Genomic DNA, 20,123 nt, shown 5'->3' on the forward strand with positions numbered 1-20,123 from the left:
TCTAACGCTCGTCGTGGGGAGGCATTCCGGGCCGGACGGCGGTCACATATCCCGGCACGAGGTTCACGTCCTGGGGGCGGCCGCGCCAGGAATCGCTCAAACCGATGGCGGCGAACAACTCGACGACGTTGCGCTGGGCCGTCTCCCAGCCGTGCGCCGCCAGATATTCGGGGACGTATCGGTATTCGCCCGGGTAGGTCAGGCCGGCCAGGTCGACGTCGAGGCCGTGCCGTCGCCAGCCGTCGACAAAGGCCTGCCGCGCCGCCTGCCGTTCGGGCGTCCAGGTGGCCATGTGATCGGCGGAGAAGCGGCTACCGGGCGCGCTCGCCTCGCTCACGCCGTACAGCAACCGGTGCTGCGCGTCGGGCGGCAGGTAGCCGACGAGCAGTTGCTCGGCGATCCAGGCCGTGGGCCTCGCGGCGTCGAAACCGGCCCGCCGCAGGGCCGCCGGCCAATCCTGACGCAGGTCGACGCCGATCTCGCGCCGGTGCGCGTTGGGCCGCGCGTCCAGCCCCCGCAGCACTTCGGCCTTGAAATCGAGGACCTCCGGCCGTTCGATCTCGTACACCGTCGTCCCCGGTGGCCACCACAGCCGATAGGGCCGGGTGTCGAGGCCCGACGCCAGGATCACCACCTGGCGAATGCCGGACCGGCCCGCGTCGGCGAGGAACTCGTCCAGGAACCTTCCGTAGGCCGCCTGGACGTAGATGAGCCCCGCCATGATCGGGTGGCCGTCGTCGTCCGCGTAGCGCTCGTCGTCGATCACCTCGGCGAAGTACTTCACCCCCGCGGCGCGCACCAGCGGCTCGGCGAATGGGTCGTGCAGGAGGCCCTTGTTCGTGGCGACGGCCCGCACGACCGCGTCGAACGTGGTGGTCAGGCCATCCCCGGAGGCCGGATTCCAGCGGGCAGGTGCCATCGTCGGCTCAGGCGTCGGAGCGGCGCCGCAGGGCCAGGCCCACACCGGCCCGCCAGCCGAGCAACAGGACCGCGGTGACCGACGCGGCGACCACCACGAAGCTCGCGCCCACTCCCGCCGAGCTGGCTTTGCGCAGCAGCATGCCGACGACCACGGTGGACACCCAGACGATCAGCCCCGTGGGCGCGACGGCGGCGGGCCGCCGCCAGCCGCGGGACAGCAGCCACCCGACGAGCGTCCCGGTCAGAAACGGCCAGGCCGTCGTCGCGAGGCCGCCGATCGTCAGCCCTTCGGCGTGGCTGCGGCGCCCGGCGGCGCAAAACACCAGGACGGCGACGACGTCCACCAGCAGGTATGCAATCCGTCGCATGCCGCGAGACTACCGGGTGGCAGGCTGGCAACCATGAGCACCGATGCACCCCCCGCGTTCGACCGGGACGACCCGCTGGGTCTGGACGCCTCCCTGTCCGGCGACGAGCTCGCCGTGCGCGACACCGTGCGAAAGTTTTGCGCCGAGCACGTCATCCCGTACGTCGGCGAGTGGTTCGAGATCGGCGACCTTCCGGTCCGCCAGCTGGCCAAGCAGTTCGGCCAGCTCGGACTGCTCGGGATGCACCTGCACGGCTACGGCTGCGGAGGCGCTTCGGCGGTGCACTACGGCCTGGCCTGTACCGAGCTGGAGGCCGCCGACTCGGGCATCCGGTCGATGGTCTCCGTGCAGGGGTCGCTGGCGATGTTCGCGATCTGGAACTTCGGGTCGGAGGAGCAGAAGCAGCGGTGGCTGCCGGGCATGGCCGCCGGTGAACTCCTCGGCTGCTTCGGGCTGACCGAACCCGACGTCGGAAGCGATCCGGCCGCGATGAAAACCCGTGCGCGCCAAGACGGCTCGGACTGGGTGATCAACGGTCGCAAGTTGTGGATCACCAACGGCTCGGTCGCCGACGTGGCGATCGTGTGGGCGGCCACCGACGAGGGGATCCGCGGCTTCATCGTGCCCACCCGGACCGCGGGCTTCACCGCCAACACCATCCACCACAAGCTGTCGCTGCGGGCGTCGATCACCAGCGAGCTGGTGCTCGACGACGTGCGCCTGCCGGCCGATGCGATGCTGCCCGGGGCGACGGGTTTGCGCGGCCCGCTGTCGTGCCTGTCGGAGGCGCGCTACGGGATCATCTGGGGATCGATGGGCGCGGCGCGGTCGGCCTGGCAGGCCGCCCTCGACTACGCCACGCAGCGCACCCAGTTCGGCCGCCCCATCGCCGGGTTCCAGCTGACGCAGGCCAAACTCGTCGACATGGCGGTCGAACTGCACAAGGGGCAGCTGCTGTCGCTGCACCTCGGCCGCCTCAAGGACGGCGTCGGACTGCGCCCCGAGCAGGTCAGCTTCGGCAAGCTCAACAACACCCGCGAGGCGATCAAGATCTGCCGGACCGCCCGAACCATATTGGGCGGCAACGGGATATCGCTGGAATACCCCGTCATCCGGCACATGGTCAACCTGGAATCGGTGCTGACCTACGAGGGCACCCCGGAGATGCACCAGCTCGTCCTCGGCCAGGCCTTCACCGGCAGCGACGCGTTCCGCTGATAGGAGAACCGCTCATGGGATCTGTCGTATATCGGATCGGCGTGCTGTTCGCCGCGTGCGGGCTGGCCCTGTCCGCCCCCGTCGCAACCGCCGATCCCGTCACCCTGCCCCCGATGACGTCCGGCGGCGGCGGACCGATCATCGGCGGCGGCAACAACTCCGGGATTGCGCAGCAGCTGACCGGCCTTGGCAACCCGAACGTCCAGGAGGTCGACGGCTCGGACGCGGCCCAATTCATCACGGCCGCAGCGGCGGTCGGCAATCCGCAGCTCGCCGCCCCCTTCGGGCTACTCAAGCGGGCGATGGCGTGCCAGACGAACAACGCGGGATTCGGGGCGCGCGCCTACCGGCGCAACGACGGGCTGTGGGGCGGCGCGATGCTCGTCGCCGCGAAGAGCGCCACCCCCAACGTCGACGCCCTCAGCGCCTGCGCCAAGACCAATTGGCGCAAGCCCACCACGGGGTCGGACACGGCGATGTGCAACAGCGGTTGGACCACGCCCAATTCCTTCGACAGCCGCCGCAGCAACGCCGAGGCCTATTACATCTTCCTCGCCGGCTCCAACGACGACTTCTGCAATCAGCTCAACGGGAAGTACAAGACCAACGCCGCGGCGTGGCCTTTCTAAGTGCGCTAGAAGGGATCTGGTGATGGACGAGGACGACCCCGAGCAGCACATCGGGAGCCGCAAGCCGGCGCGCATCGGGGCGTGGGTCGCCGGGGTGCTTGGCGGCGTCTGCGTGGTCGGCGGGCTGATCTTTGGTCTGGAATTCGGTGTGTGGCACGCCGTTGCGTATCGGTTCGGCACACCCACGACGGTGACGATCGATCATTGCGACTCGCACACCTCGCTGCGCGGGGACGACGAAAGCTGCTACGGCAGGTGGGGCGTCAGCGGAAAGTCGAACACCGGCCTGATCGTCGGAGACTACGACCGACATGCGGTCGGGTCGCAGGTGGACGTTCATCTCATCGGCAAGCGCGACGGCACCTATGCGGCCTTCACGGCGAGCGAGGGAAAGCCGAACTATCTGTGGGCGTCCGGGGGCGTCCTCGCAATCGCGACGGGCTCGGTTCTCATGTGGTCCGCGCGGCGCAAAATCAAGACCGGTAGCTGGCCATGGTCCGGCCCCCCGACAACCTAGGCTGGTGATGGGCTGCGGGGACCACGACACGAAGGGGTAGGCATGGCGCGCCATCACGTCGTCATCATCGGAAGCGGATTCGGGGGCCTGAACGCGGCGCGGTCACTCAAGCGGGCCGACGTCGACGTCACCCTGATCTCGAAGACCACCACCCACCTGTTCCAGCCGCTGCTCTACCAGGTGGCCACCGGCATCCTGTCCGAGGGCGACGTCGCGCCCACCACCCGGCTCGTCCTGCGTAAGCAGAAGAACGTCCGGGTGTTGTGGGGCGAAGTCGAAGGGATCGACCTGACGGCGCAGACGGTCACGTCGCACCTGATGGGGATGGAGACCGTGACGCACTACGACAGCCTCATCGTGGCGGCGGGCGCCCAGCAGTCCTACTTCGGCAACGACGACTACGCCGCCTTCGCCCCCGGGATGAAGAGCATCGACGACGCGCTCGAGCTGCGGAGTCGCATCCTCGGCGCGTTCGAGGCCGCCGAGGTCGCCACCGACCCGGACGAGCGGAAACGCCGGCTGACCTTCGTCGTGGTCGGCGCGGGGCCGACCGGCGTCGAGCTGGCCGGCGAGATCGTGCAGCTCGCCGAGCGCACCCTGGCCGGGGCGTTCCGGACCATCACGCCCAGCGAGTGCCGGGTCGTCCTGCTCGACGCCGCGCCCGCGGTGCTGCCACCGATGGGCGAGAAGCTTGGCCTCAAGGCCCAGCGGCGGCTCGAGAAGATGGGCGTCGAGGTCCAGCTCAACGCGATGGTGACCGCTGTCGACTACATGGGCATCACGGTCAAGGAGACGGACGGCACCGAGCGCCGCATCGAGTGCGCGTGCAAGGTGTGGGCGGCCGGCGTTCAGGCCAGTGCGCTGGGCAAGATGATCGCCGAACAGTCCGACGGCACGGAGACCGACCGCGCCGGACGCGTGGTCGTCGAACCCGACCTCTCGGTCAAGGGTCACCCGTACGTCTTCGTCGTCGGCGACCTCATGTCGGTTCCCGGCGTGCCCGGGATGGCCCAGGGCGCGATCCAGGGGGCGCACTACGCCACCGCGCTGATCAAGAACGCCGTGAAGGGCCACGACGACCCGGCCAACCGCAAGCCGTTCAAGTACTTCGACAAGGGCAGCATGGCCCTCATCTCCCGCTACAGCGCTGTCGCGCAGGTCGGCAAGCTGGAGTTCGGCGGCTTCGTCGCCTGGTTGGCGTGGCTGTTGCTGCACCTGTTGTACCTGGTCGGCTTCCGCAACCGCATCGCCGCCATGTTCGCCTGGGGCATCTCCTTCCTGGGGCGCACCCGCGGCCAGATGGCCATCACCAGCCAGATGATGTACGCGCGGCCGGTGGTGGACTGGGTGGAGAAGCAGGCGCAGGACGGGACGCTGGCGGCGGCCGAACGCATCGAAGCGGCCGAGAAGCAGGCCGGCTAGCCCAGGGCCTGATCGATATCGGCGATCAGGTCGTCGGTGCCCTCCAGCCCGACGGAGATGCGGACCACGTTGTCGCCCAACCCGATCGCCGCGCGGCCCTCCGGGCCCATGGCGCGGTGCGTCGTGGTCGCCGGATGGGTGATCAGGGATTTCGCGTCGCCCAGGTTGTTGGAGATGTCGATCAGCCGCAGCTTGTCCAGCACCTCGAAAGCCCGCTGCTTGGCGGCACTTTCGGCGCAGTCGAGCGCGAAGGTGATCACCGTCCCCCCGCCGGTCATCTGGCGCTTGGCCAGGTCGTATTGCGGGTGCGACGTCAGGAAGGGATAGCGCACCCAGCTCACCGCCGGATGGGTCTCCAGGAACTCCGCGATGCGATGTGCCGACGCGTTGCAGTGCTCGACCCGAACCGCCAGCGTCTCAAGGCCTTTCAGCAACACCCAGGCGTTGAAGGCGCTCATCGCCGGGCCGGTGTGCCGCATCAGCTTCTGCACCGGGCCGTCGATGTACTCCTTGTCGCCGAGGATGGCGCCGCCCAGCACCCGGCCCTGCCCGTCGATGTGCTTGGTCCCGGAGTACACCACCACGTCCACCCCGAGCGGGAAGCCCTGCTGCAGAAGCGGTGTGGCAAAGACATTGTCCAGCACCACTTTCGCGCCCGCAGCGTGGGAAAGCTCGGTCACCGCGGCGATGTCGACCAGCGACTGCATGGGGTTTGACGGGGTCTCGAAGAACACCGCCTGGGTGGGCACCGACAGCGCCTCTTCCCACTGGGCGAGGTCGTCGCCGTCGACGAAGACGGTCTCGACCCCCCAGCGCGGCAGGATCTCGTTGCACACCACGAAGCACGACCCGAACAGGCTGCGCGCCGCGACCAGCCGGTCGCCGGCGCCCAGCAGCGCGCCCAACGAGGTGAACACGGCGGCCATGCCGCTCGCGGTGGCGAACGCCGCGGGCGCGCCCTCGATCAGGCGCAACCGCTCCTCGAACATCGTCACGGTCGGGTTGCCGTAGCGCGAGTAGACGAAATGGTCCAGCTCGCCGGTGAACGACCGCTCCGCCACGGCCGCCGACTCGTAGACGTAGCCGGACGTCAGGAACATCGCCTCGGCGGTCTCCTCGAAACCGGATCGCAGCAGACCCCCGCGCACGCCGAGGGTGGCCTGGCTGACGCCGTCGGGCAGCGCCTTGGGCGTACGGACCGGTTGGTCGTCCGTCATCCTTGCTTCCAGGGCAATCCGACCGCGCGCCAACCGTTTTCGCCGCGATGGCCGCTGGCGTCGAGCTGGCCCTCGAAACCGTCCAGCACGTTGTAGGCCGGGGTGAGGCCCACCTGGGTCGCGACCTGGGCCGCGCCGATCGAGCGGTTGCCCGAGCGGCACAGGAAGATCACGGGCCGCTCTTGGTCTGCCGGCGGGACGCGGCTGGTCAGCTCGTCGGCGAAGTTCGCGTTGGGCATGCCGTTGGCGGTGACCCACTCGATGTACACCACGTCGCGGCCCAGGCTCGACAGGTCGGGCACGCCGACGAACCGCCATTCGGCGTCGGTGCGGACGTCGACCAGCACGGCGTTGGGGTTGTCGCTCAGTAGCTTCCACGCCTGTTCCGGCGTGATGTCTCCCGCGTAGCTCATCCGCGTGAGTCTCGCATATTCAGCGCGTTCGCCACCTGCCGGGCATGGTCGCGCGCGGTCGCCACTTCGGGTGCGGTCGCCAGCGCCACCCCATGCCCCGTAGCGAAGACGCGCAGATCGCTTTCCGGCACCCGCAGCGCGCGAGTCAACGCGTCGGTGGCCGACGACGCGCCGTCGGGGGCCGGATTGATCGCGTGGGCGGCGGCCGGCGACATCATCATGGTGTCCACCGGCAGGCCCAGGATGGCCCGGGCCTGCAGTTCGAACGCCGAAAGCCGCTGGCTGCGTACGGTCACCCAGACGCTCGGGTGCGGGTGCGCGGTGACGTCGACGAAATACACCTCGTCGCCCTTGATCATCAACTCGACAGCGAAGACGCCGCGCCCGCCGAGCGCCTTGACGATTCGCGCGGCGATCGACTTGGCCGCATCCACCGCGGCCTCGCCCATCTGCTGGGGCTGCCAGGATTCCAGCACGGCGCCGTCGACGTCGCGGTGGCCGATGGGTGAGCAGAACTCGATCAGCGGACCGCTCGGGCCCTCGCCGCGCACGACGAGGAGGGTGACGTCGAAGTCGACCTCGACCACCGTCTCGGCCAGCACCCGCCCGGCCGAACTCCCCTGCGCGCGCTGCCAGGCCGGCTCGATGTCGTCGGGCCCGGAAACCACCGAGTGTCCCCGGCCCGTCACCGGCTTCACCAGCAGCGGATAGCCGGCGTGGGCGGCCACCGCCTGCAGTTCGCCGACCGAGCCGACGAACCAGAACGGCGCGGTGGGCAGCCCCAACTCGTCGGCGGCCATCCGCCGCAGCGCCTCCCGGTCGGAGGTGAGCCGGACGGTGCGGGCATTGGGCACCAGCTGGGGGCGCTGGCCGTCGACGAGCGCCTCGAGGGCTCCAGTGGCGACCGCGTCGGTCGCGGTCACCACGAAGTCGGGCTTGAGCTGCTGAATCGCCTTGGACAGCTCGGCGCCGTCGGTCAGCGGGATGCGGTCGTCTTCGGCCGCGATCACCCGCGCGCCGAGGTGGCGCAGCGCGACCGCCAGCTCCCGGCCGAGCTCGCCGGAGCCGAGCAGCAGCACCGCCGGCCTGCCGTCTTCCGGCGGTTGGGGGGCAGCCTGCGGCGACACGGCGAGCGCGGTCGTCTTGTCGTCCTGTCCTTGGGTCAAGCCGTCAGTCACCGCTCAAGGATAGGTCGGTCCCGGCGTGGCTACGGCTGACCCGGGAGCAGCCGCACCATCAGGCCGTTGGCCTCGGCCAGCACGGCGTCGTCACCGTCGACGAGCTCCGCGGCGACGAACGCCTTGCGCCCCTCGGTGCGGGTGACCCGCCCGCGCACCAGCAGCGGCGTGTCGATCGGCGTGACCTTGCGGTAGTCGACGTGCAGGAAGGCCGTGCGGCTGATCGGCCGCCCGGCCGCGTGCGAGACCATCCCGAACATGTGGTCGAACAGCAGCGGCAGCACGCCGCCGTGCACGGCGTGGTTGCCGCCGACGTGAAACCGGCTGAAATACCCGGTCATTTCGACACCGTCGGGCGCGTAACGCGTCAACGTCCAGGGCGGCAGCAGCAGGCTGCCCATGCCAGGAACGTCGGGCGTCCGCCCCGCCGGCGCCTTGCCCTCCTCGGCCTGGAACGGGCCCAGCACCTCCACCAGCGCCGCGGCGCGGTCGGCCGCGTCGTCCCAGACGTCGTCGCCCGGGTCGGCGGACACCGCAAGGTCCTGCAGCCGGCGCATGGCCGCGACGAACCGGCCGAATCCGGGGCCGGGGCTGGCCGGGCCGTATTCCGGGAAACCACCGTGGTGTTCGTATTCCGGGTCGAGCTCTTTCGGGTCGGGTTCGGTCACGGGCGGGCCGCCAGGACGTCGCGGCGCACGATCGTCTCATCGCGTCCGGGACCGACGCCGATGCACGAAATGTGTGCTCCCGCAAGCTCTTCCAGCCGCAAGACGTAATCGCGCGCCTTGGCGGGCAGGTCGTTGAACTCCCGCGCGTCCGAGATGTCCTCCCACCAGCCCGGCAGCTCCTCGTAGATCGGTTCGGCGCGGGCGAGGTCGCTCTGGGTCATCGGCATGTCGTTGATGCTCGCCCCGTCGATCCGGTAGCCGACGCACACCGGCACCGTTTCCAGGCTGGACAGCACGTCGAGCTTGGTCAGGAAGAAGTCGGTGATGCCGTTGACCCGGGTGGCGTAGCGGGCGATCACGGCGTCGAACCAGCCGCAGCGCCGGCGCCGCCCCGTGGTGACACCGAATTCGCCGCCGGTCTTGGACAGGTACTCGCCCTTCTCGTCGAACAGCTCGGTGGGGAACGGGCCGGAGCCGACGCGGGTCGTGTAGGCCTTGAGGATCCCCAGCACCGCGGTGATCCGGGTCGGGCCGATCCCGGAGCCGACGGCCGCGCCGCCCGCGGTCGGATTCGACGACGTGACGTAGGGATACGTGCCGTGGTCGACGTCGAGCAGGGTGCCCTGCGATCCCTCCAGCAGGACCGTTTCGCCGTCCTCCAGCGCGGTGTTGAGCAGCCGCCGGGTATCGGCGATCCGGTGCCGGAAACCCTCGGCCTGCGCCAGCAGGGCGTCGACCACCTGGTGCGGGTCGAGGGCCTTGCGGTTGTAGATCTTGACCAGGATCTGGTTCTTGAGTTCCAGCGCGCCCTCGATCTTGTGGGTGAGCGCGTCGGGGTCGAGCACGTCGGCCACGCGGATCCCCTGGCGGGCGATCTTGTCCTGGTAGCACGGGCCGATGCCGCGGCCGGTGGTGCCGATCTTCTTATTGCCCATGTAGCGCTCGGTGACCTTGTCGATGGCCACGTGGTAGGGCAACAGCAGGTGCGCGTCGGCGGAGATCAGCAGCCTGGCGGTGTCGACGCCGCGGTCCTCGAGGCCTTTCAGCTCGTCGAGCAGCACCCCGGGATCCACCACGACGCCGTTGCCGATGACGTTGGTGACCCCGGGGGTGAGCACGCCCGACGGGATCAGATGCAGGGCGAAGTGTTCGCCGGTGGGCAGCACGACGGTGTGCCCAGCGTTGTTGCCACCCTGGTAGCGCACCACCCACTGGACGCGGCCGCCGAGCAGGTCAGTGGCCTTACCTTTGCCCTCGTCGCCCCATTGGGCGCCGATGAGGACGATTGCCGGCATGACGTTGCTCCCACCTGATCTCGCCTGCTTATTGTGGTCCAGCCGGTGACACACCCTATCCCAGGAGCTCGGAAGCGACGCATGAATAACGTGGGGGTGTTGGTCTTCGGCGGGCGGCGGGTGCCGCGTGCGCTGAGGGGCCTGCCGGTCCATTCGGCGGATCTCGACGCCGCGATCGGCTCCTACCGGCGGCTGGTGGTCGTCGGCGCCGACGCCGACCTGGCCGCGGTGCTGACCCGGCTGTTGCGCGCCGAGCGGCTCGACGTCGAGGTGGCCTACGTGCCGCCCCGGCGCACCCCGGCCACCCGAGCGTACAAAGTCCCGGCCGGGCGCCGGGCGGCGCGACGCGCGATCCGCGGCGCTGCCGGCCGGGCCACCCTGATCCGCGACGACACCGGGTCGGTGATCGTGGGCCGCGCGCGCTGGCTGCCCCCCGACGGCCGGGCGACCGTCCACGGCGAGGCCGTGGTCGACGACACCACGCTGTTCGACGGGGAGGTCGCCGGGGCGTGGATCGAGCCGACGCTGGCCGTGCCGGGCCTCCGGGCCCGGGTGAAGGGCCGGTGGGTCGCGGGCCGCGCGGCCCAGCTCGGCAGCGCCGGCGTCACCGTCGTGCGCGACGGCGTCGCCGCCCCGCGCGCCACGCGGCGGTCGACGTTCTACCGCAATGTCGAGGGCTGGCTGCTGGTCCGCTAGGCGTCGTCGGTGTTACGGCAACACCTCACCGGCACCGGCCTCGAGCGTGTCGTACGCGTCGACCGCCAGGTCGACGTTCGGGTCCGACGCCTGGAGCGCTGCCGGCCGGAACCTGCGCGCCGTCTCCGCGGGGCCGTCGTGGCCGGCAACCTCGTCCTGCCACGGGCCCGCCGGCTCGTAGCCTTCGTCGATGAAGTAGCCGGTCATCTCGCGTTGCGCGCCGCGCATTGACAGCGCGTCCACGTCCAGCTCGTAGGTGCTCTCGTCGTCACGGACGACCGTGCACACGATCTCCTCGTCGTCCTGGCGCAGCCAGACCTCGAGCGAACCGCTTGCATCCGTCATGGTTTTGGGACGGTAGCGGGCGGCTGCCGGGTCCCCGACGCAAACGTGGGTTTTCGCGTCTTCGCTCAATCCGGTCCGGTCACACGTCGGGTCCGCGGGGTGTCGAAGTTGTGAGGAGGCTTCGCCGATGACACGTTCCGCTTCCGGCTACCGAAACCGGATCTACTGGGCGGCGACCGCCGTGCTCGCCGCCGAATGTTTTGTCGGTGGGGTGATGGGCGCGTTGCGCCTGCAGCCGTTCGAAGGCGTCGTGACACATCTCGGTTATCCGCTGTATTTCATGACCATTCTCGGCGTCTGCTACGTGTCGGCCGGCATTGTTCTGCTGGCCCCGCGGACCGCGCTGGTCAAGGAGTGGGCATACGCGGGTCTGATGTTCATCTACACCGGAGCGACGGCGTCGCATCTGTGGGTCGGCGACGACGCCACAACGCTGGTGGGTCCCGTGCTACTCGCGGGCCTGACCGTTGCGTCCTGGGCGCTGCGCCCGCAGCGGCGGCGGGTGTCGAGGTAATTTCAAGCGGTGAGCTTCCCCGCCCGGCAACACGAATCGGTGCGGCCCAGCCCGCTCTTTTTGGCCCTGGTCGCGTTGACGGCCGCCGGCGGCGTGCTGGCGTGGCTGGCCGGGTCTAGCGTGCGGCCGCTGTCCTACGCCGGCGTCTTCGTCTTCGTGGTCGCCGGCTGGGTGGTGTCGCTGTGCCTGCACGAATTCGGGCACGCCGTGACTGCCTGGCGATTCGGCGATCACGATGTCGCGGTGCGCGGGTATCTGACCCTGGACCCGCGCCGCTACAGCCACCCCGCGCTCTCGCTGCTGCTGCCGGTGGTCATCATCCTGCTGGGTGGGATCGGCCTGCCGGGGGCCGCGGTGTACGTGCGGACGTGGTTCATGACGCCCGCCCGCCGGACCATGGTCAGCCTGGCGGGCCCGGCGGCCAACCTGGTGCTGGCGGTGCTGCTGCTGGCGCTGACCCGGTTCTTTTTCGACCCGGACCATGCGGTGCTGTGGTCGGGGGTGGCGTTCCTGGGGTTCCTTCAGCTCACCGCTCTGTTACTGAACCTGCTGCCGATTCCGGGCCTGGACGGGTATGACGCCCTGGAGCCGCACCTGAGCCCCGAGACGCAGCGCGCGCTGGCGCCCGCGAAGCAGTGGGGCTTCTTCATCCTGCTGTTCCTGATCCTGGCGGCCAGCCGCTGGTTCTTCGGGCTGGTGCTCTATCTGTTCGATTTCTCCGGGGTGCCGCACGTGCTGGTGGCCTGGGGCAACTCGCTGACCCGGTTCTGGAGCGCCTGGTTCTGACCCTTGCAATATATGCGTCGTTACGCATATATTGCTGGCTATGGGCGCCGGCCACAACCACACCCCCGCCGAGAGCGACGCCTCGCGGATGATCCCCCGCATGGTCGCCGCGGCGGCGATCCTGGCGGTGTTCTTCGTGGTGGAGCTGACCACCTCGCTGCTGATCAACTCGATCGCGCTGCTGGCTGACGCCGGACACATGCTGACCGACGTCGTCGCGGTGTTCATGGGGCTGGCCGCCGTGACGCTGGCCCGGCGCGGCAGCTCGTCGCCCGCGCGCACCTACGGCTGGCACCGCGCCGAGGTGTTCACCGCGGTAGCCAACGCCGGGCTGCTGATCGGCGTCGCCCTGTTCATCCTGTGGGAGGCGATCCAGCGGCTCAAGGAGACCCCGTCGATCCCCGGCGTGCCGATGATCGTCGTCGCGCTGCTCGGCCTGCTGGCCAACCTGGTGGTCGCGCTGCTGCTGCGGTCGCACGCGGAAGGCAGCCTGGCCGTCAAGGGCGCCTACACGGAGGTGGTGGCCGACAGCGTGGGCAGCCTGGGCGTGCTGATCGCCGGCATCGTCACCGTCACGACGCGCTGGCCGTACGCCGACGTGGTGGTCGCGGTGCTGGTCGCGCTGTGGGTGGCGCCCCGAGCCATCTCCCTGGCTCGCGACGCGCTGCGCATCCTGTCCGAGGCCTCGCCGGCCCACATCGACGTGGAGGAGCTGCGCGGCGCGCTGGGCGCCGTCGACGGCGTGACCGAGGTGCACGACCTGCACGTGTGGACGCTCTCGCCCGGCAAGGACATGTGCACCGCGCACCTGACCAGCGACGGCGACTCCGCCCGGGTCTTGGCCGACGCGCGCGCGGTGCTGTCCGCGCGGGGGCTGGACCACGCCACCGTCCAGATCGAGTCGCCGGACCGGCCCGGCGACTGCGCGGAAGGCTTTTAGAGGCCGAGCGCCTGGCGCGCCGCGGGGTCGCAATCGTCGAGCAGGTCCAGGCAGCGCAGGTATTCGGCGGTCTCGCCGATGCTGTCGGCGGCCTTGGCCAGCGCCGCCACGCAGCGCAGGAAGCCGCGGTTGGGCTCGTGCGCGTAGGGCACCGGGCCGAAGCCCTTCCAGCCGTTTCGCCGCAGCTGGTCCAGGCCGCGGTGGTAACCGGTGCGCGCGTAGGCGTAGGCGGTGACGGCCTTGTCCTCCGCCAGCGCCCCTTCGGCGAGCGCGGCCCAGGCCACCGACGCCGACGGATGCGCGGCCGCGACCGCGGTCGGGTTCTCGTTGGCCAACAGCTCCGCCTCGGCGTCGCTATCGCCCGGCAGCAGAATCGGATCGGGTCCGAGGAGATCTCCCATCGACGTCATGGCGTCTATTTTGCCGTTCCCCCGCGACGGGTCGCTAAGCTCCCTCTATGCCCAATCCACCCGAACCCGAAGGGGCAGCCGAGGACCAGCCGCTGGTGCCCGTCGACCCCGAGACCGAGACCGTGGTGATCAACAAGGGCGATCAGGACAGCGATGCCGAGGCCGCGGACGGCCAGCAGCGGGAGCGTCGTTTCACCGCACCCGGCTTCGACGCGAAGGAGACCCAGGTCATCGCGACCTCCCCGGAGCCGGCCACCGAGGTCTTCGCGTCGCCGCCGCCGGCCGGAGGCGCGACGGCGCAGATGGGCGTGCCTCCGAAAGCCGCTGTGCCGCAGTCGATTCCGCCCAGATTGGGGGCGAAGCTGCGCACCACGCGGCAGTTCAACTGGGGCTGGGTGCTGGCGCTGGTGGTGATCGTGCTGGCGCTGGCGGCGATCGCGATCCTGGGCACCGTGCTGCTGACCCGCGGCAAACACGCGAAAGTGTCTGAGGAAGACCAGGTTCGGCACACCATCCAGCAGTACGACATCGCGGTGCAGCGAGGCGACCTGACCGCGCTGCGCACCGTCACGTGCGGGACCGTCCGCGACGGGTACGTGGACTACGACGAACGCGCGTGGCAGGAAACCTATCAGCGGGTCTCGGCGGCCAAGCAGTATCCGGTGATCGCCAGCGTCGACCAGGTCGTCGTCAACGGCCAGCACGCCGAGGCGAACATCACCACGTTCATGGCGTACGACCCGTCGCTGCGTTCGACGCGCAGCCTCGACCTGCAGTACCGCGACGACCGGTGGAAGATCTGCCAGTCCCCCAGCGGCTAGCCGTGCCGAGTGTGCGGCCAGCCGCACGTTCGGTGCCGAGTGTGCGGCCAGCCGCACGTTCGCGAAGAATCAGCCTCAGCCCAGCGACTTGCCGGCGCAGTGCAGGTCGTTGCAGGCCTCCACGACCCGCTCGCTCATGCCGGCCTCGGCCTTCTTGAGGTAGCTGCGCGGGTCGTAGACCTTCTTGACGCCGACCTCGCCGTCGACCTTGAGCACGCCGTCGTAGTTGGCGAACATGTGACCCGCGATCGGGCGGGTGAACGCGTACTGGGTGTCGGTGTCGACGTTCATCTTCACCACGCCGTAGCGCAGCGCCTCCTCGATCTCCGACTTCAGCGAGCCCGAACCGCCGTGGAAGACGAAGTCGAACGGCTTGGCGTCGGCGGCCAGGCCCAGTTTGGCCGCCGCGACCTGCTGGCCCAGCGCCAGCACGTCGGGGCGCAGCTTGACGTTGCCGGGTTTGTACACGCCGTGCACGTTGCCGAACGTCGCGGCCAGCAGGTACTTGCCGTGCTCGCCGTGGCCCAGCGCGTCGACCGTCCGCTCGAAGTCATCGGGCGTCGAGTAGAGCTTGTCGTTGATCTCGTGGGCGACGCCGTCCTCCTCGCCGCCCACCACGCCGATCTCGACCTCGAGGATGATCTTGGCGGCCGCGGCCTCCTTGAGCAGCTCCTGTGCGATGGCGAGATTCTCCTCGACCGGCACCGCCGAGCCGTCCCACATGTGCGACTGGAACAGCGGGTCCTCGCCGGCCGCCACCCGCTCGGCGGAGATCGCCAGCAGCGGCCGCACGTAGCTGTCCAGCTTGTCCTTGGGGCAGTGGTCGGTGTGCAGCGCGACGTTGATCGGGTATCTGGCCGCGATGCTGCGGGTGAATTCGGCCAGCGCGACGGCGCCGGCCACCATGTCCTTGACCCCGAGGCCGGAGGCGAACTCCGCACCGCCCGTGGAGAACTGGATGATGCCGTCGCTGCCGGCGTCGGCGAAGCCCTTGAGCGCGGCGTTGACCGTTTCCGACGAGGTGCAGTTGATGGCCGGGAAGGCGTACGCGTTCTCCTTGGCGCGTCCCAGCATCTCGGCGTAGACCTCGGGCGTGGCGATGGGCATGGGCTCCTCCTGGCGGCTGGGTCCGTCAAGTATCGCAAGACCGGTATGTTGAAGCATCGTGAGCACCGTGGTGACGGCCCTGCCGAACATCCTCGACCCGATGTACTGGCTGGGCTCGGGCGGCGTCTTCGGGAAGGCGGTGCTGCCCGGGATCCTGGTCATCGTCTTCATCGAGACCGGGCTGCTGTTTCCGCTGCTGCCGGGCGAATCGCTGTTGTTCACCGGCGGGCTGCTGACCGCGCACCCCAACCCGCCCGCGAGCATCTGGGTGCTGGCCCCGGCCGTCGCGCTGGTCGCGATCGCGGGCGATCAGTGCGGGTATTTCATCGGGCGGCGGATCGGCCCGGCGCTGTTCAAGAAGGAAGATTCCCGGTTCTTCAAGAAGCACTACGTGACCGAGTCGCACGCGTTCTTCGAGAAGTACGGGCCCTGGGCGATCATCCTGGCCCGGTTCGCGCCGTTCGTGCGCACGTTCGTCCCGCCGGTGGCCGGGGTGTCGTACATGCGCTACCCGGTGTTCCTCGGGTTCGACATCGTCGGCGGCGTCCTGTGGGGCGGCGGTGTGACGCTGGCGGGCTACTTCCTGGGCACGGTGCCGTTCGTGCACCAGAACCTGGAAAAGATCATCCTGGGCATCCTGTTCGTGTCGCTGATCCCGGCGTTCATCGCCGCATGGCGCGCGTATCGGGGGCGCCGCCGCGCGGCCGGCGAGGAGCCCGACTCAGGACACCCGACTTCTGCGGTAAGCAACGAAAGCGCCTAGCAGGTCCGGCCTGTCGATCGAACTCTGCTGCACGGCCTGGTCCGGCGCGGCCCCCAGCAGGATCCGCTTGATCGGGATCTCCAGCCGCTTGCCGGTCAGCGTCCGCGGAATGCCGGGCACGTCCAGGATGTCGTCGGGCACGTGGCGCGGCGAGGCGTGCTGGCGGATCTCCGCGGCGATCCTCGACCGCAGCGCCTCGTCGAGCTCGACGCCGTCGGCCAGGGCCACGAACAACGGCATCCAGTAGCCGCCGTCGTCCTGCTCGACGCCGACGACGAGGCAATCTTGCACCTCGGGCATCCGCTCGACCGCCGTGTAGATCTCGGCGCTGCCCATCCGCACCCCCATCCGGTTCAGGGTCGCGTCCGAACGGCCGTGCACCACAACGGATCCCCGCTCGGTGATGGTGATCCAGTCGCCGTGGCACCACACGCCGGGGTACTTGTCGAAGTAGGCGGCGCGGTAGCGGCTGCCGTCGTCGTCGTTCCAGAAGAACACCGGCATGGACGGCATCGGCTTGGTCACCACCAGCTCGCCCTCCTCCCCGATCACGGGGTGGCCCAGGCCCTTCCACGCCTCGATGGCCGCGCCCAGGCACAGCGACGACAACTCGCCGGCCTTTACCGGCACGATCGGGCAACCACCGATGAAGGCGGTGCAGACGTCGGTGCCGCCGCTCATCGAGATCACCGGGACGGCCCGGCCGAGCCCCTCCTGCACCCAGCGGAATCCCGACGCCGGCAGCGGGGAACCGGTGGATCCGACCGCGCGCACCGCGTCCAGCGGATACACCTCGCCCGGCTTCAATTCCTGTTTGGCGCAAGCCAATAGGTAGCCCGCGCCGGCGCCGAGCACCGTGACACCGGCCTCGGCGGCGACCCGCCAGAGGCCATCGGTGGTCAAATGCGTTGGGCTGCCGTCGTAGAGCACGATCGTCGTGTCAACCAGCAGACCGGACACCAGGAAGTTCCACATCATCCAGCTGGTCGACGAGTACCACAGGAAGCGGTCGTCCGGGTGCAGATCCAGTTGCAGGCTCAGGTATTTCAGGTGCTCCAGCACCACGCCGCCGTGGCCGTGCACGATGCCCTTCGGCTTGCCCGTCGTTCCCGACGAGAACATCACCCACAGCGGGTGGGCGAACGGAACCGGCGTGATCTCCAGGGGGGCGTCCTCCGCCACCGCCGTGGACCACGGCACGGTGTCGCCGGCGTCGAGGCCGAGCCGGGGCACCACGACGGTGGCCTTCAGCGTCGGCATCGCCTGCCGGATCGTGGCCAGCTCCGCGCGCCGATCGATGCGCTTGCCGCCGTACACCGACCCGTCGGTCGCCACCAGCACGGCCGGCTGCACCTGACCCAGCCGGGCGATGACGCCTTCGACGGCGACGTCCTGGTTGCACACCGCCCAGATCGCGCCGACGCTGGCCGCGGCCAGGGCGGCGACGACGGCCTCGGCGACGTTGGGCAGGTAGCCGACGACGGCGTCGCCGGGCTGCACGTCGAGGCCGCGCAGGTAGGCCGCGAACGCCGCCGTCTCACGCTGCAGCCGGGCCCACGGCCACTCGGTCGAGCCGTCCTCGCCGACGGCGATCAGGGCCGGGCGCGCGTCGGTGGCGTGCCGGAACACCTCGGTGGCGTAGTTGATCGTGGCGCCCGGAAACCACTCGGCGCCCGGCATGGAACGGTCGCCCAGCACCGCGCTCGGGGGGCTGTCGGCCTGGATGTCGAAGAAATGCCAGACGGCTTCCCAGAACCATTCGATGTCGTCGACCGAGTTGCGCAGGAGCTCGTGGTAGTCGCCGTACTCGCCGCGACCGGTCTCGGCGAGCCAGGCCATGAAGCGGGTCAGGTTGGCGTCGGCAAGCGTCGCCTCGTCCGGGATCCAATCGCCGTTGAGTTTGCTCATCTCTCGCTCACGGCGGTGACGTTACATGCGGCCTCCATCAGCATCCAGCCCGATAGCTGAACCGACAGATCCCGCTCGGCGATCTCCGAAGCGTTGACCGCGCCCTCGACGAATTGCGCCTCTTCGCCACCCGCCTCGGGCAGCTCGGCGTCGCGGTCCCAGAACGCGCCGAACAGCGGCAGCCCGTCCACGGTTTGCCGGCAGTCCCAGGCCGATTTCGCCGACGACAGCACGATGGTGCGCGCGGCGTCGCGGGCCACGGCGTCGTCCGCCGAGTCGCCGGGCAGGGTGGTGGCGACCAGCGCGAGGTATCGGGCGGTGATGCCGGCGAACAGGCCGCCGTCGCCGCCGCCGGCGCCCTGCAGCACGCCCGAGGGCGCCATGTGTTCGCCGACCGCCGCGACCAGCCGATGCACCCGCGCCTGGTGCCGGGCCCTGGCCTCCGCGCCGGTGCGCGCGGCGAGCTCGGTCTCAAGTCCCAGCACGACGCCCTGGCAGTAGGTGTACTGGGCGCGCACCAGCGAGCCGTCCTTGATGCCGTCGAACACCAGGTGCGTCTCGGGGTCGATCAGGGTGCGGTCGATCCAGTCGCCCATCTGGTCGGCCCTTTGCAGGTGGTCGCCGTAGCGGGCGAGGAACATGCCCGCCGGGCCGTTGGCCGGGGCGTTGAAGAACTTGTCCTGCTTGCGCCACGGGATGCCACCGCCGTGCTCGGGCGCCCACGCCCCGACGAACTGGGCGGCCAGCTTGGGCAGCGCGCGATGGCGCTCGACGCCGGCGATCCGAGCGGCGCGTTCCAGCGCCAGCGCCAGCCACGCCATGTCGTCGTAATAGCTGTTGGTCCAGCGGAAGTTGTTGCGCAGCCGGTGCGAGCGGACCTGCCGGTTGATCATCGTGCGCCGGTGCGGTTGCGGGTCGCGCAGCTGCGCGTCGATGAGGCAATCCAGCAGGTGCGCCTGCCACCAGTAGTGCCAGGTGCCGAACAGCCGGTCGCGCCGGGCCGCCGGCCAGGCCACCACCCCCAGCTGCGTCGCCGGCAGCGCCCACAACCGCTTCAGGTGGCGTTGCGCGACAGCGGCTTCGGAGCTGGCCGCCCGGTTGGCCCATAGCTGATCCATACCTGTCGATCCTGCCCTAGCGCCCCGGCGGAGGATGCTGGAGTCCATGCGAAGACTGACGGTCAACGGGCGGCGCCACGAGGTCGACGCCGAGGACGACACGCCGCTGCTGTACGTGCTGCGCAACGACCTGGGCTTGAAGGGGACGCGGTTCGGTTGCGGGGTGGGGTTGTGCGGCGCGTGCTTTGTCCTGGCCGACGACCGCCCCATCTACTCGTGCGACACCCCGCTGTGGTCGGTGGGCGACCGATCCATCCGCACGGTCGAAGGGCTCGGCGACGACGGCGGGCCGCACCCGGTTTCGCGCGCGTTGATCGCGCGGCAGGCGGCGCAGTGCGGGTATTGCATGTCGGGCATCGTGGTCGCGGCCGCGGCGCTGCTGGCCGACAACCCCGACCCGACGGAGCCCGAGGTGCGCGCTGCGCTGGACCCCAACCTGTGTCGGTGCGGCTCGCACAACCGGGTGGTGGCGGCGGTGCTGAGCGCGGCGGCCGAGATGCGGGGGTCCGCGGATGCCTGAGCTGCCGGAGTCACTGTCGGCTAATCCCGTTCTGGGCGAATGGGTTCGGATCGGGTCGGACGGCGTCGTGGAGGTGCGCTCCGGCAAGGTCGAGCTCGGTCAGGGCGTGTTGACGGCGTTGGCGCAGATCGCCGCCGAGGAACTCGACGTCGACATCGCCCGGGTGCGGATGACGGCCGCGGCGACCGATCGCAGCCCCGACGAGGGCTTCACCGCGGGCAGCCGCTCGATCCAGCAGTCGGGCGCGGCGCTGCGCCAGGCCTGCGCCGAGGCCCGGGCGATCTACGTCGACGTCGCGGCGGCCAAGCTGGCCGTGGTGCCCGACGAGTTGGACGTGGCCGACGGCGAG

Annotated in this window: 24 protein-coding genes; 12 read left to right on the forward strand and 12 right to left on the reverse strand. The window is 69.9% G+C overall.

From position 1 onward, the window contains the following. Nucleotide 1 precedes the first annotated feature (1 nt). Nucleotides 2-919 (reverse strand): SAM-dependent methyltransferase, encoded by a 918-nt coding sequence (locus tag A5655_RS12110; protein WP_067010148.1) that lies wholly within the window; start codon nucleotides 917-919, stop codon nucleotides 2-4. Between the two features lie 7 nt (nucleotides 920-926). After that, entirely contained in the window at nucleotides 927-1,289 is a 363-nt protein-coding gene (locus A5655_RS12115; protein WP_067010150.1) for a DUF3054 domain-containing protein, read from the reverse strand. Between the two features lie 33 nt (nucleotides 1,290-1,322). Between A5655_RS12115 and A5655_RS12120 the strand changes: the two genes are divergently transcribed. From A5655_RS12120 to A5655_RS12135, 4 genes are read left to right on the forward strand one after another with little or no spacing between them, the layout of a single operon-like run. After that, a complete protein-coding gene (locus tag A5655_RS12120; protein WP_067010157.1) occupies nucleotides 1,323-2,507 on the forward strand; it encodes an acyl-CoA dehydrogenase in 1,185 nt (394 codons plus the stop codon). Nucleotides 2,508-2,521: 14 nt separating this feature from the next. After that, a complete protein-coding gene (locus A5655_RS12125) occupies nucleotides 2,522-3,136 on the forward strand; it encodes a hypothetical protein (protein WP_067010159.1) in 615 nt (204 codons plus the stop codon). 22 nt (nucleotides 3,137-3,158) lie between these two features. Continuing rightward, nucleotides 3,159-3,653: a hypothetical protein gene (locus tag A5655_RS12130; RefSeq protein WP_067010162.1), complete on the forward strand. Its 495-nt coding sequence runs from the start codon at nucleotides 3,159-3,161 to the stop codon at nucleotides 3,651-3,653. Between the two features lie 42 nt (nucleotides 3,654-3,695). Further along, nucleotides 3,696-5,075 (forward strand): NAD(P)/FAD-dependent oxidoreductase, encoded by a 1,380-nt coding sequence (locus tag A5655_RS12135; protein WP_067010166.1) that lies wholly within the window; start codon nucleotides 3,696-3,698, stop codon nucleotides 5,073-5,075. On the opposite strand, the gene A5655_RS12140 is transcribed toward A5655_RS12135, so the two are convergent. From A5655_RS12140 to A5655_RS12160, 5 genes are read right to left on the reverse strand one after another with little or no spacing between them, the layout of a single operon-like run. Then, nucleotides 5,072-6,292, reverse strand: coding sequence for an O-succinylhomoserine sulfhydrylase (locus A5655_RS12140; RefSeq protein ID WP_067010169.1), 1,221 nt, complete (start codon nucleotides 6,290-6,292; stop codon nucleotides 5,072-5,074). The two genes, A5655_RS12135 and A5655_RS12140, sit on opposite strands and share 4 nt — an antisense overlap. Beyond that, complete coding sequence (locus A5655_RS12145; RefSeq protein ID WP_067010172.1) at nucleotides 6,289-6,705, reverse strand: rhodanese-like domain-containing protein; 417 nt, start codon at nucleotides 6,703-6,705, stop codon at nucleotides 6,289-6,291. The genes A5655_RS12140 and A5655_RS12145 overlap by 4 nt, the downstream gene beginning before the upstream one ends. Further along, the gene (gene purT, locus A5655_RS12150; protein ID WP_067010176.1) at nucleotides 6,702-7,883 is read right to left on the reverse strand and encodes a formate-dependent phosphoribosylglycinamide formyltransferase; all 1,182 of its coding nucleotides are present in this window, start codon (nucleotides 7,881-7,883) and stop codon (nucleotides 6,702-6,704) included. The genes A5655_RS12145 and purT overlap by 4 nt, the downstream gene beginning before the upstream one ends. 29 nt (nucleotides 7,884-7,912) lie before the next feature. Then, nucleotides 7,913-8,551, reverse strand: a complete 639-nt coding sequence (locus A5655_RS12155; protein ID WP_067010179.1) for a PaaI family thioesterase — start codon at nucleotides 8,549-8,551, stop codon at nucleotides 7,913-7,915. Then, nucleotides 8,548-9,846 carry an adenylosuccinate synthase gene (locus A5655_RS12160; protein WP_067010182.1) on the reverse strand — a complete coding sequence of 433 codons (1,299 nt, stop codon included), beginning with the start codon at nucleotides 9,844-9,846 and terminating at the stop codon, nucleotides 8,548-8,550. The genes A5655_RS12155 and A5655_RS12160 overlap by 4 nt, the downstream gene beginning before the upstream one ends. An 81-nt stretch (nucleotides 9,847-9,927) precedes the next feature. Between A5655_RS12160 and A5655_RS12165 the strand changes: the two genes are divergently transcribed. Then, complete coding sequence (locus A5655_RS12165) at nucleotides 9,928-10,542, forward strand: peptidase M50 (protein ID WP_067010185.1); 615 nt, start codon at nucleotides 9,928-9,930, stop codon at nucleotides 10,540-10,542. Between the two features lie 12 nt (nucleotides 10,543-10,554). Here the strand turns inward: A5655_RS12165 and A5655_RS12170 are convergent, their stop codons facing one another. Continuing rightward, on the reverse strand, nucleotides 10,555-10,887 hold the full coding sequence (locus tag A5655_RS12170) for a hypothetical protein (protein ID WP_156764831.1): 333 nt from the start codon (nucleotides 10,885-10,887) through the stop codon (nucleotides 10,555-10,557). 127 nt (nucleotides 10,888-11,014) lie between these two features. Here A5655_RS12170 and A5655_RS12175 point away from each other — a divergent pair, with 127 nt between their 5' ends. The 3 genes from A5655_RS12175 to A5655_RS12185 are packed head-to-tail and all read left to right on the forward strand — an operon-like array spanning nucleotide 11,015 to nucleotide 13,127. Beyond that, the gene (locus tag A5655_RS12175) at nucleotides 11,015-11,401 is read left to right on the forward strand and encodes a DoxX family protein (protein WP_067010191.1); all 387 of its coding nucleotides are present in this window, start codon (nucleotides 11,015-11,017) and stop codon (nucleotides 11,399-11,401) included. 9 nt (nucleotides 11,402-11,410) lie between these two features. Further along, nucleotides 11,411-12,187, forward strand: coding sequence for a site-2 protease family protein (locus A5655_RS12180; RefSeq protein ID WP_067010194.1), 777 nt, complete (start codon nucleotides 11,411-11,413; stop codon nucleotides 12,185-12,187). A 40-nt stretch (nucleotides 12,188-12,227) separates the two neighbouring features. Further along, nucleotides 12,228-13,127, forward strand: coding sequence for a cation diffusion facilitator family transporter (locus A5655_RS12185; protein WP_067010197.1), 900 nt, complete (start codon nucleotides 12,228-12,230; stop codon nucleotides 13,125-13,127). Here the strand turns inward: A5655_RS12185 and A5655_RS12190 are convergent. Continuing rightward, complete coding sequence (locus A5655_RS12190; RefSeq protein WP_067010200.1) at nucleotides 13,124-13,537, reverse strand: DUF3151 domain-containing protein; 414 nt, start codon at nucleotides 13,535-13,537, stop codon at nucleotides 13,124-13,126. The genes A5655_RS12185 and A5655_RS12190 overlap by 4 nt on opposite strands. A gap of 47 nt (nucleotides 13,538-13,584) precedes the next feature. On the opposite strand from A5655_RS12190, the gene A5655_RS12195 reads away from it, so the two are divergent. After that, nucleotides 13,585-14,358, forward strand: a complete 774-nt coding sequence (locus A5655_RS12195) for a hypothetical protein (protein ID WP_067010203.1) — start codon at nucleotides 13,585-13,587, stop codon at nucleotides 14,356-14,358. A 75-nt stretch (nucleotides 14,359-14,433) separates the two neighbouring features. Here A5655_RS12195 and fbaA read toward each other — a convergent pair whose 3' ends face one another. Further along, entirely contained in the window at nucleotides 14,434-15,465 is a 1,032-nt protein-coding gene (gene fbaA, locus A5655_RS12200; RefSeq protein WP_067010205.1) for a class II fructose-bisphosphate aldolase, read from the reverse strand. A gap of 58 nt (nucleotides 15,466-15,523) precedes the next feature. On the opposite strand from fbaA, the gene A5655_RS12205 reads away from it, so the two are divergent. Beyond that, complete coding sequence (locus A5655_RS12205; protein ID WP_067010208.1) at nucleotides 15,524-16,228, forward strand: DedA family protein; 705 nt, start codon at nucleotides 15,524-15,526, stop codon at nucleotides 16,226-16,228. Here A5655_RS12205 and A5655_RS12210 read toward each other — a convergent pair. Next, nucleotides 16,187-18,136 carry an acetoacetate--CoA ligase gene (locus tag A5655_RS12210; RefSeq protein WP_067010211.1) on the reverse strand — a complete coding sequence of 650 codons (1,950 nt, stop codon included), beginning with the start codon at nucleotides 18,134-18,136 and terminating at the stop codon, nucleotides 16,187-16,189. The two genes, A5655_RS12205 and A5655_RS12210, sit on opposite strands and share 42 nt — an antisense overlap. Next, on the reverse strand, nucleotides 18,133-19,254 hold the full coding sequence (locus A5655_RS12215) for a glycoside hydrolase family 76 protein (protein ID WP_067010214.1): 1,122 nt from the start codon (nucleotides 19,252-19,254) through the stop codon (nucleotides 18,133-18,135). The genes A5655_RS12210 and A5655_RS12215 overlap by 4 nt, the downstream gene beginning before the upstream one ends. 46 nt (nucleotides 19,255-19,300) lie before the next feature. On the opposite strand from A5655_RS12215, the gene A5655_RS12220 reads away from it, so the two are divergent. Together A5655_RS12220 and A5655_RS12225 are read left to right on the forward strand one after the other, a co-directional pair. After that, the gene (locus A5655_RS12220; protein ID WP_067010241.1) at nucleotides 19,301-19,774 is read left to right on the forward strand and encodes a (2Fe-2S)-binding protein; all 474 of its coding nucleotides are present in this window, start codon (nucleotides 19,301-19,303) and stop codon (nucleotides 19,772-19,774) included. Next, the coding region (locus A5655_RS12225; protein WP_156764832.1) for a molybdopterin cofactor-binding domain-containing protein at nucleotides 19,767-20,123 on the forward strand (357 nt) is incomplete at its 3' end. The genes A5655_RS12220 and A5655_RS12225, both read left to right, overlap by 8 nt.

The organism is Mycobacterium sp. 1081908.1, from assembly GCF_001673535.1.
In the GTDB taxonomy this organism is placed as follows: domain Bacteria; phylum Actinomycetota; class Actinomycetes; order Mycobacteriales; family Mycobacteriaceae; genus Mycobacterium.

Excerpts from the sequence above, each read along its gene's own strand:
- A5655_RS12210 (WP_067010211.1), bottom strand. The coding sequence starts at position 18,136 with ATGAGCAAACTCAACGGCGATTGGATCCCGGACGAGGCGACGCTTGCC.
- A5655_RS12215 (WP_067010214.1), bottom strand. The coding sequence starts at position 19,254 with ATGGATCAGCTATGGGCCAACCGGGCGGCCAGCTCCGAAGCCGCTGTC.
- A5655_RS12110 (WP_067010148.1), bottom strand. The coding sequence starts at position 919 with ATGGCACCTGCCCGCTGGAATCCGGCCTCCGGGGATGGCCTGACCACC.
- A5655_RS12130 (WP_067010162.1), top strand. The coding sequence starts at position 3,159 with ATGGACGAGGACGACCCCGAGCAGCACATCGGGAGCCGCAAGCCGGCG.
- A5655_RS12165 (WP_067010185.1), top strand. The coding sequence starts at position 9,928 with ATGAATAACGTGGGGGTGTTGGTCTTCGGCGGGCGGCGGGTGCCGCGT.
- A5655_RS12135 (WP_067010166.1), top strand. The coding sequence starts at position 3,696 with ATGGCGCGCCATCACGTCGTCATCATCGGAAGCGGATTCGGGGGCCTG.
- A5655_RS12160 (WP_067010182.1), bottom strand. The coding sequence starts at position 9,846 with ATGCCGGCAATCGTCCTCATCGGCGCCCAATGGGGCGACGAGGGCAAA.
- A5655_RS12175 (WP_067010191.1), top strand. The coding sequence starts at position 11,015 with ATGACACGTTCCGCTTCCGGCTACCGAAACCGGATCTACTGGGCGGCG.
- A5655_RS12145 (WP_067010172.1), bottom strand. The coding sequence starts at position 6,705 with ATGAGCTACGCGGGAGACATCACGCCGGAACAGGCGTGGAAGCTACTG.
- A5655_RS12185 (WP_067010197.1), top strand. The coding sequence starts at position 12,228 with ATGGGCGCCGGCCACAACCACACCCCCGCCGAGAGCGACGCCTCGCGG.
- A5655_RS12195 (WP_067010203.1), top strand. The coding sequence starts at position 13,585 with ATGCCCAATCCACCCGAACCCGAAGGGGCAGCCGAGGACCAGCCGCTG.
- fbaA (WP_067010205.1), bottom strand. The coding sequence starts at position 15,465 with ATGCCCATCGCCACGCCCGAGGTCTACGCCGAGATGCTGGGACGCGCC.
- A5655_RS12120 (WP_067010157.1), top strand. The coding sequence starts at position 1,323 with ATGAGCACCGATGCACCCCCCGCGTTCGACCGGGACGACCCGCTGGGT.
- A5655_RS12115 (WP_067010150.1), bottom strand. The coding sequence starts at position 1,289 with ATGCGACGGATTGCATACCTGCTGGTGGACGTCGTCGCCGTCCTGGTG.
- A5655_RS12125 (WP_067010159.1), top strand. The coding sequence starts at position 2,522 with ATGGGATCTGTCGTATATCGGATCGGCGTGCTGTTCGCCGCGTGCGGG.
- A5655_RS12190 (WP_067010200.1), bottom strand. The coding sequence starts at position 13,537 with ATGACGTCGATGGGAGATCTCCTCGGACCCGATCCGATTCTGCTGCCG.
- A5655_RS12220 (WP_067010241.1), top strand. The coding sequence starts at position 19,301 with ATGCGAAGACTGACGGTCAACGGGCGGCGCCACGAGGTCGACGCCGAG.
- A5655_RS12170 (WP_156764831.1), bottom strand. The coding sequence starts at position 10,887 with ATGACGGATGCAAGCGGTTCGCTCGAGGTCTGGCTGCGCCAGGACGAC.
- A5655_RS12140 (WP_067010169.1), bottom strand. The coding sequence starts at position 6,292 with ATGACGGACGACCAACCGGTCCGTACGCCCAAGGCGCTGCCCGACGGC.